Raw genomic sequence first — 14,369 nt, 5'->3', positions numbered from 1 at the left:
TTGCATCTTGCGAAGCGAGATGCAAAACTTAAATTCCCGTTAATTTGGCGATCGCCCCTTCCAATGAACTTGGTAGCGATCGCAACAACTTACGTTTTTCAAAATCTACAGGTACGAGGGTCACCACTGCTGTTACACATAGATCTGTTTCAGTACGAATTTGATATTCCCAGTTCAGACGGACTTTATCTGGTACAAGCCTAGTCATGACAAGGACATCATCTCCCATCCGTGCTGAACGGTGATAGCGTAAATTCATCTCGGCAACTGGCAAGTCCACACCTGCTGAGACTAATTCTTCAAAGCTCATGCCCACAGTTCGCAAGCATTCTACCCGCGCCTCTTCCATCCAAGTTAGGTAAGTGCCGTGCCATACTACACCTGCATAGTCTGTATGGTGAGGATAAACACGTACAGGATAGTTAAACCAGCCTTCGTTTTCAGAGGTAGGTTCAAATTTGGTAATTGCGTTTTTTAAAGGATTAGAAGTAAGTTCAGCCGTCATAATTTATACCTGCAAAAATTTCTGGATATTGAATCTATTGACGACAAATTTAATATCGCTAAAGTAAATTCTCCAAACGACGACGCATCATGGCAATTACGGGATCTTCTACCTCAATTTCGTCCTCTAGTTCGGGTAGATTTTGATCGCGATCAGCCGACCAATCGGTTTTGTCAACATTTTTTTCAGGTGGAACCAACAAAGCATCGGTTGGTACGATGTTTAAGTCATAGCCTGCTTCTTCACAAAACTCTTCTAAATCTTTGCTGTCAATGCTTTCTACTGTTGGCGACAAGAAGTCCTGTGCTTCCAATAAACCTGCATAACGAATTGCATCATCCTCTTGCTCAAAGGCGACAATAATATTATTGCCCTCAATTTCTAGAGTGTAGATACCTTCGTTATCGGTGTTGGCGTTAAACAGCAATACCCAAACTTGCATAGAAAAAACTCGACCATTAGAAAAGCTCTAATATTGTATAGCAATCAACATTACAGTTAGGATATTGACCCTAAAAAATCAGTAATTCGCCATTTGCGGCGTGCTTCGCACGCCGCAAATGGCTTAAAGGGGGAGTTAGATGGGGTAAAAAATTTTCAAACATGCTCTAAGGTTTTTTGAAACAGAAAATGGCTATGCCATTTTCTGTTTTGGTATTACGCAATTGCTTTATGATTGCGGCAATTACTGTCGCACCAATGAAATATTAATGAATATTCTGGGCATCAATGCATATCATGGGGATAGTTCTGCGAGTCTCATCCAAGACGGTCAAATGGTTGCCGCTATTGAAGAAGAGCGATTCCAAAGAATTAAACATTGGGCAGGATTCCCATCCGAGTCAATTCGTTATTGTCTACAGGTTGGTGGTGTTGATGTCACGCAGTTAGATCACGTTGCCCTTTCTTATAACCCTAAAGCAAATCTCAACCGCAAGTTACTAGTTACATTACAGCAACGTCCTTCTCTTAGTTCATTAATTGATCGCTTTGGTAAGCAAAGCAAAAGCCTAGGGATTCGGGATAATTTAGCGATCGCCTGCAATGTATTACCAGAAAAGATTAAGGCTGCAATTCATACTCTAGAGCATCACTCCACACACTTTGCGAGTACATTCTTTGTTTCACCCTTTGAAGAGGCTGCAATTCTATCTATTGATGGCATGGGGGATTTTGTGAGTACTCTTTCTGGAGTAGGGAAAGGGAATCAATTACAATATTTTGAGCGAACTTATTTCCCCCATTCTCTAGGATATCTCTATAACGCAATTACTCTTTATCTGGGATTTCCTAACTATGGAGATGAGTATAAAGTTATGGGACTAGCTCCCTATGGAGAGCCTGAGTATTTAGAAGAGTTGCGCCAACTTATCTCCCCTCAAGGAGATGGACTAGAACTAAATCTTGACTACTTCAATCATCATAAAAATGGGATATCGATGAATTGGACTGGAGGAATACCCACAGTTTTACCATTTCATAGCCAAAAATTAGAAAAATTGCTCGGTAAACCTCGCCAGCCTCAAGATGAACTCACCGAAAAGCACCAAAATATTGCTACCTCATTGCAGGTTATTACTGAAGAAATCATTTTTCATATCCTCAATCGTTTATGGGAACGCACTAAAAGCGATCATCTTTGTCTGGCTGGTGGTGTGGCGATGAACTCGGTCGCTAACGGGAAAATCACGCAAAAGACTCCCTTTAAGCAGGTATATATCCCAGTTGGTGCTGCTGATAACGGGACTTGCTTTGGTGCAGCTTTTTATGTGTGGAATCAAGTTCTGAAGCATCCTCGTAATTTTGTGCTTGAACATGGCTATTGGGGTTCCGAATTTAGTGATGCTGAATGTTTGGAGGCGATCGCTAAACATAATTTGCGATCGCATTATTTACCATTAGATCAACCAAGCGATCGCCAAGTGATGCTAGAAAAAGTTGTTGATGCCATGTGTGATGGTAAGGTCATTGGTTGGTTTCAGGGAAGAATGGAATTTGGGGCAAGAGCCTTAGGTAATCGCTCTTTGGTGGCTGACCCTCGCCGTTCCGATATGCGCGATATTATTAATCTCAAAATTAAGTTTCGCGAAAAATTTCGACCTTTTGCCCCCAGTATTCTTGAGGAAAAAGTTGGTGAATATTTTGAGATTGATGATCCGACACCATTCATGGAAAAGGTTTTTAAGATTAAACCCGAAAAGCGATCGCAAATCCCTGCGGTGACCCATGTCGATGGGACGGGGCGATTACAAAGCGTTAGCTATAGAACCAATCCACTTTACTGGGACTTGATTAATACCTTTGCTCAACGCACAGGCGTACCCATGCTCTTAAATACATCCTTAAACGAAAATGAGCCAGTGGTCAGGACTCCTAATGAAGCGATCGCCTGTTTTTTGCGTACTAGTATGGATGCGATCGTACTTGGCTCGTACTATGTCGAACGTCCTTAGCAATAGTGTGAGGCAGCAATTCGCGCTGCTTCACACTATATTTCCTACAAGAATGGCGACAGTTATATAATGGCTGTGATTATAATTAAAAAGTTTAAAATGACTTCTACCACTTCAGCCACTACTCCAAAAATTGGACTAGCCTCCCGCTTAGTAAATAGCATTTTAGCGATCGCGCCTTTATTTAACATCGCTAAACAACGCGCTCGCAAAATGATGATCGAACGTGCTGAGTCGATGGGTGTAAACTGGCTCCAAATTGCTGCTGATTTGCAAAAACAAGATCTTGATGCAGAATTAGCTCAAGTTCAAAATCCTAATTTAAAATATCCCGAATATTACCTCAAGCCTTTCCATGCCTATGAAGAAGGGAATCTTGGTTGGTTGCCTGCGACAGAAGTGGAAGTTGCTGCCTATGCTGTTCATTCTCGGATTTGGAAGGATGAAACGCCTCCAATTGAAGGTGATGCGAGGTTGCGTCAGAGCTATTTTGATATTGTGAAAGCAAATATTACCAATCCGCCTCAGGATATTCTCGATATTGGTTGCAGCGTGGGCATGAGTACTTTCGCGCTCCATAACGCTTATCCTCAAGCTAAAATTACGGGTTTGGATTTATCGCCACATTTTTTAGCGATCGCTAATTACAATACGCGCACCAAACATCCTGAATTAGCCGAAAATGGACAAGTGCAATGGATTCATGCCACTGCTGAACATACGGGCTTACCTGATAGTTCATTTGATTTTGTATCCTGTTTTCTGCTATTTCATGAGTTACCTCAAGATGCAACTCGCCAAATTCTCCGTGAAATTCGCCGTGTTTTGCGTCCTAATGGTTACTTCACTCTCATGGATATGAATCCCTATTCAGATATTTATGTCAAGATGCCTCCCTATATTTTGACTCTACTCAAAAGTACAGAACCCTATCTCGATCAATACTTCTCCTTTGATCTAGCTTCTGAACTAGTTGCCGCAGGGTTTGAAACTCCTAGTATCACTGCGAATTCGCCACGTCATCGCACTGTAATTGCGAAAGCAGCTTAAATAAATCAACGTGAGTTCGATATAGCCATTTACGGCGTGCGAAGCACGCCGTAAATGGCGGAAAATGGTAAAAATCGCTTAGCGATTTTTACCATTTTCCGCTTTCATCGAACTGACGTTAAATCATGTTGTAAGGGCAATTTGCGAATTGCCCTTACAGCCCATTGCCGATCGCAAAAAATGCTGACCAATAATTTGGATGATTGTAATTTGGAGATTTAATCAGGGATATTTGGGCGCGTTGTAATGCTTCGGTGGGGGTGATATTACCTTTCTTGAGTTCTTGGTAAAACGCTTCCATGAGAGCCTGTGTGCCTGCATCATCAACTTTCCAGAGTGAGGCGATCGCATTTTTTGCTCCTGCTTTTTGGACTTGATAACCAAATCCTAAAACTTCGACTCCATCACCGAGTTTGCCAATCCCAGTTTGGCAAGCGCTGAGTATAACTAAATCTATATTGGGGATTTGCCAATCGCTGATTTCATTTAAGCGGATTTTATCGCCATTACCAAAGATAATGAAGGAGTTGTCTGGTACGCCAGTATTGAATTCGGCATGGGATGCGAGATGGAGAATATTATGGTCTTTGAACCTAGATTCGAGGGCTTGGCGACTAAACTGATCTTCGGTCAAGGTAACGGAATTTTGAAATGAATTGGCGATCGCTTGGACTTCTATGAGCGTAGCAGGTAATCCCAATTGTCCAAATCTTTTCTCCCCTGCTTTCCCACCAAATGCTCCTGCGAGGATATTGGGCTGAGCTTTAGGCTTTTGAGAAAAGTCAGATAGGCTATAGGCGATGAGGTAGCTGATTTGATATTTTTCAATCAGCCATTTTTTGCCATCATAGAGGGCGGCAAGGGGAACGTATCGCATTTGTCCATCAGGTGCGTAGAGAATCTTCTGGGCTTTAGTTTGGATGAGTTCTGCTTCGATAGGTTTGATCAGTAGATTGTAAAGGGTAATAGCTGACGCTTTATAATCTTCAGAACTTGTATCAATCAGTCCTGTTCTGTAATTATTAATTAATTCTTCTAACTTTTGTTGGGATATTTTGACAGTGTGGTTGAGGGGTGGGGAGTTGGGAGAGAAAAGGATTAGCTCAAGGCGATCGCTTAAAATCAATGGATAAAGTAGGACTGTGCCTTGAGGAATTTGTTGTAGATAGTCGGGAATTTTGTTTAGCTCTGATATCGGGATTTGGCGGATCTGATTAGCAAGTTGACGATTGATTTCTGCGCTATTCTCTAGCTTTAAAAGTGACAACTGACGACCAATCACTTGCTCTGGTTCTAAGAGTTTTACTCCTTGGGCTGTTCTATCGTTCCCTTTCACATTTTTGAGATAGTCTTCGAGTTCTTGCACTTTCAGGAGATCGAGGACTTGTAAGGCTTCTATTATTCTTCCTTGCATTAGCAGTAGACTAGCAAGATGACGATAGGTGCGGGCTACTGTATCCAAAAAAGATTTCTGTTCTTCTTTGCTTAGTCCGCGCAGATCTTTGCGGATCGATTCTTGGATATTTACTGATTGTTTGTAAGCAAGGATGGACAAAGTTGTTTGGTCAAGATCGGCAAAGATTACTCCCAAGTTATTGAATACTCTTCCTTCTCCACGCCGATCGCCAAGTTCGAGCGCGATCGCTAAGTCTCGCAGATAAAAGGGGAGCGCTTTGTCGTACTGTCTGAGTTTGTTGTAAATAATGCCAAGCCCACCAACGGCTCTGCCCTCAGTGACGCGATCTTTGATGGCATAGGCGATCGCTAGTTGTTGCTGGTGGAAGGTGAGGGCTTTTTGGTACTGACCTAGTTCGCGATACGCGATGCCAAGATTACCGAGAGTACTTCCTTCCTCCTTGCGATTTTCGATATCGCGGAATATTTCTAGAGCCTGTTGATAAAAGGTAACGGCTTCTTTGTATTTCTGTAAATCACCATAGGCGATACCAAGGTTGTTGAAAGCCCTGCCTTGACTATTAAGGTCTTTAAATTCACGAGCGATCGCCAAGTCCTGTTCGTAAAAGGTAATTGCTTTTTGGTACTGACCTAATTCCCGATAAACAATACCAAGCCCACCGAGCGCTCTGCCCTCCCCTGCACGGTCTTTGATTTCGCGAGTAATGGCTAACTGTTGTTGATGGAAATTGATTGCTTGCTGATATTTACCTAGTTCACGGTAAGCGATGCCAAGATTTCCGACGGCATTTCCTTCATTCTGGCGATCGTTAAGTTCTTGGAAGATCGCCACTGCTTGTTGGTAGAAGGCGATCGCTTTTTCGTACTGTCCTAGGAGGATGTAGTTAAGTCCAAGACTGTCGAGGGCATTGGCTTCACCTTTGCGATCATTGAGTTCACGGGCGATCGCTAAACGCTGTTGAAAAAAGTTAACTGATTTGTCGTACTGTCCCAGCATGTAGTATGCAATGCCGAAATTGTTCAGTACTTTTCCTTCGCCTGCACGGTCTTTGATTTCTCGATAAATTTGCAATGTCTTCTGCCATGACTGAAGAGCCGCTTGAGTCTGGTTGTTGCGGTACTGCTGCAATCCTTGGTTTAGCAATCTACCTGCTTCTGCTCTGCGGTCAGATGCTTCTTGCGCCCATAGGCGATCGCTACCTAATGTTGGTACGGACAAGCAAGACAAAAGAGTGACCAATGCGATCGCGCCCAAACTTTTATTCATGGCAAAAACTGCTCTCCTAAATCACAAAATTTGATTGCGCCTCACAATAGTCCATCTAAACTTTAAACCCAAATTGCTGTTCCGCCAGCTACGCTGGCGGAACAGCAATTTGGGTTTATTTTATAACTATGCTGAGATACTTAACAAATGACTACAATCCATTACCGATCGCAAAAAATGCTGACCAATAATTTGGATGATTAAATTCCGATGATTTAATTAGAGAAACTTGCGCTCGTTGTAATGCTTCAGTAACCGTGACATCACCTTTTTGTAACTCCCTATAAAATGCTGCCATCAGAGCCTGTGTACCGATGTCATTAACTTTCCAGAGTGAGGCGATCGCATTTTTTGCTCCTGCTTTTTGGACTTGATAGCCAAATCCTAAAATTTCTACCCCATCACCGAGGTCGCCTAAGCCTGTCTGACAGGCACTAAGGACGATCAAATCGATATTCGGAATCTGCCAATCCGCAATCTCATTGAGAAATATTTTGTCGCCATTGCCGAAGATAATGAAGGACTGATCGGGAGTACCTTTGTTAAATTCGGCATGGGTGGCGAGATGAAGAAGATTATGATTTTTGAATTTGGTTTCGATCGCTTGCCGACTAAATTGATCTTCGATGAGGGTGACTGAGTTATTGAATGAGTTGGCGATCATTTGGACTTCTGTAAGTGTGGCAGGTAAACCATCTTGTCCAAACTTTTTATCGCCAGCTTTACCACCAAATGCTCCTGCGAGGATGTTGGGTTGAGTTTTGGGATTTGATGCAAAATCAAAGAGGCTGTAGGCGATCAGGTTACTAATTTGATATTTCTCTGCTAGCCATTGTTTGCCGTCATAGAGTGCGGCGATGGGAATGTAGCGTAGTTGTCCATCGGGTGCATAGAGGATCGTTGTGGCTTTGGCTTGGACAAGTTCAGCTTCTATGGGTTTAATCAGCAATTTGTAGAGTGTTGTCGCAGTCTCTTTGGCATCTTCGTTGCTAGGGTCAAGGAGTGCAGCTTTAAAATCAATGACTAGGGTTTCTAGTTCTTTTTGAGAGATTTTGACGGTGCGGCTGATGGGGGTGGTGTTGGGGGAGAAGAGGATAATTTCGAGGCGATCGCTTAAAATCAAGGGATAAAGTAAAGCTGTTCCTTGAGGGATTTTTTGGAGATAGTCGGGTACTTTGTTGATTTCTGTTTTGGGAAGTTGTTGGATTTTGTTTGCTAGTTGGCTGTTAATTTCAGGACTATTCTCAAAGCTAACCGCTAACAGCTTATCGCTAATAGCTTTCTCTGGTTCTAAAAGTCGGACACCTTGAGCCGATCTGTCACTGCCTTTGATGTTTTTGAGGTAGTCTTCAAGTTCTTGGACTTTGAGGAGGTCGAGGACTTGTAATGCTTCGATAATACGTCCTTGCTGAATTAGGAGGTCGGCAAGACTTTTATAGCTGCTAGAGACAGTTTCTAAATAGGATTTTTGGATGTCTTTATCGAGTTTACGGATATCTTTACGGATCGCTTCGTGGACGTTGATCGATTGTTTGTAAAAGAGAATCGCTAGTTCGGGGCGTTTTGCTTTGGATAATACATCTCCTAAATTTGCGAGAGTTAAACCTTCACTTCCGCGATTGCCGATCTCTCTAGCAATGCTCAATGCTTGCTGATAAGAAATCATCGCTTCGCGATCTTGATTCAGTCTCTCATAAGTAACGGCTAAATTATTCAGCGCCTTTCCCTCACCGAGACGGTCTTTGATTTCCCGTGCGATCGCTAATCCTTGCAGATGGAACTCGATCGCTTTGTCATATTTGCCGAGGGAATAGTAAGCGATTCCCAGATTTCCCAGAGCCTTTCCCTCACCGAGACGGTCTTTAATTTCCCGCGCGATCTCTAAGCTTTGCAGTTGGAACTCGATCGCTTTGTCATATTTGCCGAGGGAATAGTAATCGATTCCCAGATTTCCCAGCGACTGTCCCTCACCGAGACGGTCTTTAATTTCCCGCGCGATCGCTAATCTTTGCAGTTGGAACTCGATCGCTTTGTCATATTTGCCGAGGGAATAGTAAGCGTTTCCCAGACCTTGCAGCGACTGTCCCTCACCGCTACGGTCTTTGATTTCCCGCGCGATCGCTAACCATTGCAGATAGAACTCGATCGCTTTGTCATATTTGCCGAGGGAATAGTAAGCGTTTCCCAGACCTCCCAGCGACTGTCCCTCACCGAGACGGTCTTTGATTTCCCGCGCGATCGCTAATCCTTGCAGATGGAACTCGATCGCTTTGTCATATTTGCCGAGGGAATAGTAAACGCCTCCCAGATTTCCCAGAGCCTTTCCCTCACCGAGACGGTCTTTAATTTCCCGCGCGATCTCTAAGCTTTGCAGTTGGAACTCGATCGCTTTGTCATATTTGCCGAGGGAATAGTAATCGATTCCCAGACCTCCCAGCGACTGTCCCTCACCGAGACGGTCTTTGATTTCCCGCGCGATCACTAATCCTTGCAGATGGAACTCGATCGCTTTGTCATATTTGCCGAGGGAATAGTAAGCGTTTCCCAGACCTTGCAGCGACTGTCCCTCACCGCTACGGTCTTTGATTTCCCGCGCGATCGCTAACCATTGCAGATAGAACTCGATCGCTTTGTCATATTTGCCGAGGGAATCGTAAGCGTTTCCCAGACCTCCCAGCGACTGTCCCTCACCGAGACGGTCTTTGATTTCCCGCGCGATCGCTAAGCTTTGCAGTTGGAACTCGATCGCTTTGTCATATTTGCCGAGGGAATAGTAAACGCCTCCCAGATTTCCCAGAGCCTTTCCCTCACCGAGACGGTCTTTAATTTCCCGCGCGATCTCTAAGCTTTGCAGTTGGAACTCGATCGCTTTGTCATATTTGCCGAGGGAATAGTAAGCGTTTCCCAGACCTCCCAGCGACTGTCCCTCACCGAGACGGTCTTTGATTTCCCGCGCGATCGCTAATCCTTGCAGATGGAACTCGATCGCTTTGTCATATTTGCCGAGGGAATAGTAAACGCCTCCCAGATTTCCCAGAGCCTTTCCCTCACCGAGACGGTCTTTAATTTCCCGCGCGATCTCTAAGCTTTGCAGTTGGAACTCGATCGCTTTGTCATATTTGCCGAGGGAATAGTAATCGATTCCCAGACCTCCCAGCGACTGTCCCTCACCGAGACGGTCTTTGATTTCCCGCGCGATCGCTAATCCTTGCAGATGGAACTCGATCGCTTTGTCATATTTGCCGAGGGAATAGTAAGCGTTTCCCAGACCTCCCAGCGACTGTCCCTCACCGAGACGGTCTTTGATTTCCCGCGCGATCGCTAACCATTGCAGATAGAACTCGATCGCTTTGTCATATTTGCCGAGGGAATAGTAAGCGTTTCCCAGACCTCCCAGCGACTGTCCCTCACCGAGACGGTCTTTGATTTCCCGCGCGATCGCTAATCTTTGCAGTTGGAACTCGATCGCTTTGTCATACTGTCCTAAATAGTAGTATCCAAGTCCTAATCCGTTATAAGCACGACCTTCACATTCACGGTCTTTGAGTTCACGGCAAATGGCAAGAGCCTTAAGATCGGAATCTATTGCATTTTGGTATTGACTGGTGCGTCTTGCGTCAATTCCTAAATCCAATAACCGATCTGCTTCTGCTTCGCGATCTTTAGTTGTTTGCGCTTGGACGCTTTCACTCATCACTATCTGCACTTGCCAACAAGCAAAAAAAGTCAACATCGCAATACCAACAACCTTATTCATCGCCGACATCCTCACATTTACATCAAAGCCCATAGTCGCCTACCAGCCAGCATAAAACGATATTCTAAGAAATATGGTATTCGTTACAAAAAAGATAACTGAGATCTTAGCAACATCCTATCTATTGTCCTTCAACCCTCTCAAACAGGTACAAGATCTGAGTGAATATTCTCTAAGCGCAACAAAAAATACCCCCCGCAAATCGCTAGCCTGTATATTCAAGTCTCCCTATCTTCGTTTCAATCTATCTAAGCCCCCTAAATCCCCCAATTCTGGGGGACTTTGAAATAATGTTACTATCTTATTCTCCCAGAATTTGGGGCTATGGGGCGATTGATTCTTGATGTAGCTGGGTTTTAGGACTTGTGGGTACAGAGTAGCCGCAATGCGGAGGGTATTCTTTAGTTAGGACTTTAAGCGTAATCCTGAAGCGCAGTTACAGAAATCGCTCCAGTTTGGAGAGAACGAATCGCCGCGATCGCTGCTTTTGCACCAGCAAGGGTGGTAATTACAGGAATCTTATAAGCAAGCGCCGTGCGTCGAATCATCTTGCCATCGGTTTTCGCCTCTTCACCACTAGGAGAATTGACAATCAATTGAATTTGACCATTCTTCATCGAGTCACCAATGTGGGGACGACCCTCATGGACTTTGAGAACTTGCTTGGACTCAATATTGTTACGACGCAGGATTTTATAAGTTCCTTCCGTAGCCACAATTTTAAAGCCCAATTCAACAAAGGCTTCCGCAACCGAGGGGATGCCGCTTTTATCGCGATCGTTAACCGATAGGAATACAGTTCCCTCAAGAGGCAAATGAGTTCCTGCGGCGATTTGAGCTTTGGCAAAGGCACGTCCAAACTCAGTATCGATCCCCATGACTTCACCAGTTGATCGCATTTCAGGACCTAAAATCGTATCGGTTCCTGCAAACTTCGCAAAGGGAAGCACAGCTTCCTTAATCGAAATATGTTTGGGGATCACCTCTTCCGTTAAGCCAAGTTCTGCAAGGGTAGATCCTGACATGATGCGCGAGGCATAATTAACGAGGGGCACGTTAATTGCTTTGCTGACATAGGGAACAGTACGCGAGGCGCGAGGATTGGCTTCAAGGATGAAGACCTTGCTCTCTTTGAGATTGCTATTATTCAACTGGACAGCATATTGGATATTCATCAAGCCAATTACATTCAGAGACTTGGCGAGACTGATCGTCCATGTGCGAATGGTGGTGAGAACTTCAGGAGGCAAAGAGAAAGTAGGAATTGAACAAGCGGAGTCACCAGAGTGAATCCCTGCTTCTTCGATATGCTCCATAATGCCGCCGATGGTGACATTGCCAAGTTGATCAGCGATCGCATCCACATCCACTTCGATCGCCCCTTCAAGGAAATGATCAATCAGTACGGGGTGTTCAGGCTCGATGATAATCGCCCGACGCATATAGTCTTCGAGTTCAGCATCAGAGTAAACCACTTCCATACCACGACCGCCAAGAACATAGCTAGGACGGACTACGACGGGATAGCCAACACGTTGGGCGATTACCACCGCCTCTTCTTCAGAACGCGCCAAACCATTATTAGGTTGCAGGATTCCTAGTTGTTGACAGATAGCTTCAAAGCGTTCACGATCTTCAGCAATATCAATAGAATCTGGCGAAGTACCCCAAATTTTAGTATTAGAGTTATTCTCTTCTAGATAACGCAGTAGCGGAACTGAAAGCTTAAGTGGAGTTTGTCCACCGAACTGAATGATCACACCTTCAGGCTGTTCCGCTTCAATGATGTTTAAGACATCTTCACGGGTTAATGGCTCAAAATACAAGCGATCGCTAGTGTCGTAATCCGTGGAAACGGTTTCAGGATTGGAGTTAACCATGATTGTCTCAAACCCTGCGGCACGTAATGCATAGCTAGCATGACAACAACAATAGTCAAATTCAATCCCTTGTCCAATGCGGTTTGGACCACCACCAAGAATCATGACCTTGCGCTTTGTGGAAGGGAGGATTTCTGATTCTTCTTCGTAAGTAGAGTAGTGATAGGGAGTGAGCGCTTCAAACTCAGCCGCACAAGTATCAACAGTCTTGTAGGAGGGAATCACGCCGAGGGATTTGCGATAAGTACGAACAGCATCTTCGTTTGTGCCAGTGAGATAGGCAATCTGGCGATCGCTAAAACCTATGCGCTTGGTTTCCAGCATCTCGTCTTTTTTGATGCTATCTAGCTTCCGACCCTTGATCGAAAGCTCGACATCGGTGATCTCGCGCATTTTTTGCAGGAACCAAGGATCGATATTGGTTAGTTCAAAAATGGCTTGAACAGATAGCCCTGACAAAAATCCATCGCGGATCGAGAAAATGCGATCAGGGTTAGGAACCCGCAAACTGTACTTGATCTTATCGAGGTCAGGCAAGGTTTCTTCGCGATCGCCACCGAACCCAAAACGACCAACTTCCAGTGATCGCAATGCTTTCTGAAACGACTCTTGGAAAGTGCGCCCAATCGCCATCGCTTCACCGACAGACTTCATCTGTGTAGTTAGCACTGCCTCTGACCCTGGGAATTTCTCAAAGGCAAAGCGAGGAATCTTGGTAACCACATAATCGATCGTTGGTTCAAAGCTCGCAGGCGTTTTCTTAGTGATGTCATTAGAAATTTCATCAAGGGTATAGCCCACAGCAAGTTTTGCCGCAAATTTAGCGATCGGGAAACCTGTAGCTTTTGATGCAAGCGCCGAACTACGCGACACGCGAGGATTCATCTCGATCACGACGACATCGCCATTTTCAGGATTGATCGAGAACTGAATATTCGAGCCGCCAGTTTCTACGCCGATTTCGCGAATGATTTTGATCGCGTAGTCACGCAAACGCTGATATTCCTTATCAGTCAGGGTTTGAGCAGGTGCAACCGTAATCGAATCACCTGTATGGATGCCCATGGGATCAATATTTTCGATACTACAAATGATCACCACGTTATCGGCGAGATCGCGCATCACCTCTAGCTCGTACTCCTTCCAACCAATTAGCGATCGCTCGATCAATATTTGCGATACAGGACTAGCTTCAAGTCCAGAGGCACAGATTTCTTCAAATTCTTCTTGGTTGTAGGCAATGCCGCCGCCAGTACCACCCATTGTGAAGGCAGGACGGATAATTAAAGGATAGGAACCAATTTCATTGGCGATCGCACGGGATTCTTCCATAGTTGTCCCCAAGCCAGATGGACACATGGCAACACCGATCCGCTCCATTGCTTCCTTAAATAGCTTGCGATCCTCTGCCATTTCGATCGCTTCTAGTTTTGCACCAATTAGCTCCACGCCATATTTTTCTAAAACCCCCATTTTAGCGAGGGAAACCGCCGTATTTAGGGCTGTTTGTCCACCCATCGTCGGCAAGATGGCATCAGGACGCTCTTTTTCGATAATCTGCGCGACTACTTCGGGCGTAATTGGCTCAATGTAAGTGCGATCGGCTGTAGCAGGATCGGTCATGATCGTAGCGGGATTGGAGTTAACTAGGATCACGTAATAGCCTTCGTCCCGTAAAACTTTACAGGCTTGGGTTCCCGAATAGTCGAATTCGCAGGCTTGCCCGATCACAATTGGGCCAGCGCCAATCAGCAAAATCTTTTGGATGTCATTACGGCGGGGCATAAAATCTTGTATTTCTTAGGTAACTCGCAATACATTTTATAGCGTCATGGTGATCTCTTAGTATGTAGCACATGATGCTAATTAGTTTGTTGGCTACCTAGTGAGTCTTGGATCTCCTGCCTGTTCTCCTAAACCTCGTGGTAAGTCTGTGGGTTGGAAATCTGGACGATTGACTATTTTGCCCATAATTTACCCGCAATGTTATCTTTGTTTGCTTAAAATCTCTCTAAACTATTTCTTGAAATAGCCCTACCTT

7 protein-coding genes are annotated in these 14,369 nt (G+C 44.7%); 2 read left to right on the top strand and 5 right to left on the bottom strand.

Annotated elements, in window-relative coordinates:
* Positions 1 to 28: 28 nt before the first annotated feature.
* Both ABM313_RS05305 and ABM313_RS05300 read right to left on the bottom strand, forming a co-directional pair.
* The gene (locus ABM313_RS05305) at positions 29 to 505 is read right to left on the bottom strand and encodes an acyl-CoA thioesterase (protein ID WP_434686638.1); all 477 of its coding nucleotides are present in this window, start codon (positions 503 to 505) and stop codon (positions 29 to 31) included.
* 58 nt (positions 506 to 563) lie between these two features.
* Positions 564 to 947 carry a DUF3110 domain-containing protein gene (locus ABM313_RS05300; protein WP_434686637.1) on the bottom strand — a complete coding sequence of 128 codons (384 nt, stop codon included), beginning with the start codon at positions 945 to 947 and terminating at the stop codon, positions 564 to 566.
* A gap of 268 nt (positions 948 to 1,215) precedes the next feature.
* Here ABM313_RS05300 and ABM313_RS05295 point away from each other — a divergent pair, with 268 nt between their 5' ends.
* Together ABM313_RS05295 and ABM313_RS05290 are read left to right on the top strand one after the other, a co-directional pair.
* Positions 1,216 to 2,958, top strand: coding sequence for a carbamoyltransferase family protein (locus tag ABM313_RS05295; RefSeq protein WP_434686636.1), 1,743 nt, complete (start codon positions 1,216 to 1,218; stop codon positions 2,956 to 2,958).
* Positions 2,959 to 3,057: 99 nt separating this feature from the next.
* Positions 3,058 to 4,008 carry a methyltransferase domain-containing protein gene (locus tag ABM313_RS05290; protein ID WP_434686635.1) on the top strand — a complete coding sequence of 317 codons (951 nt, stop codon included), beginning with the start codon at positions 3,058 to 3,060 and terminating at the stop codon, positions 4,006 to 4,008.
* 154 nt (positions 4,009 to 4,162) lie between these two features.
* Here the strand turns inward: ABM313_RS05290 and ABM313_RS05285 are convergent, their stop codons facing one another.
* The 3 genes from ABM313_RS05285 to carB form a co-directional block, all read right to left on the bottom strand.
* Entirely contained in the window at positions 4,163 to 6,691 is a 2,529-nt protein-coding gene (locus ABM313_RS05285; protein ID WP_434686634.1) for a CHAT domain-containing protein, read from the bottom strand.
* Positions 6,692 to 6,842: 151 nt separating this feature from the next.
* Entirely contained in the window at positions 6,843 to 10,448 is a 3,606-nt protein-coding gene (locus tag ABM313_RS05280; RefSeq protein ID WP_434686633.1) for a tetratricopeptide repeat protein, read from the bottom strand.
* Between the two features lie 413 nt (positions 10,449 to 10,861).
* Positions 10,862 to 14,113 (bottom strand): carbamoyl-phosphate synthase large subunit, encoded by a 3,252-nt coding sequence (carB, locus tag ABM313_RS05275; protein WP_434686632.1) that lies wholly within the window; start codon positions 14,111 to 14,113, stop codon positions 10,862 to 10,864.
* Positions 14,114 to 14,369: the final 256 nt, after the last annotated feature.

The sequence above is a fragment of the Pseudanabaena minima str. Chao 2107 genome, assembly GCF_051131155.1.
GTDB classification, from domain to species: Bacteria; Cyanobacteriota; Cyanobacteriia; order Pseudanabaenales; family Pseudanabaenaceae; genus Pseudanabaena; species Pseudanabaena minima.
Note: the sequence above shows the minus strand (reverse complement) of the source record. Positions and strands in the feature narration are given on the sequence as shown.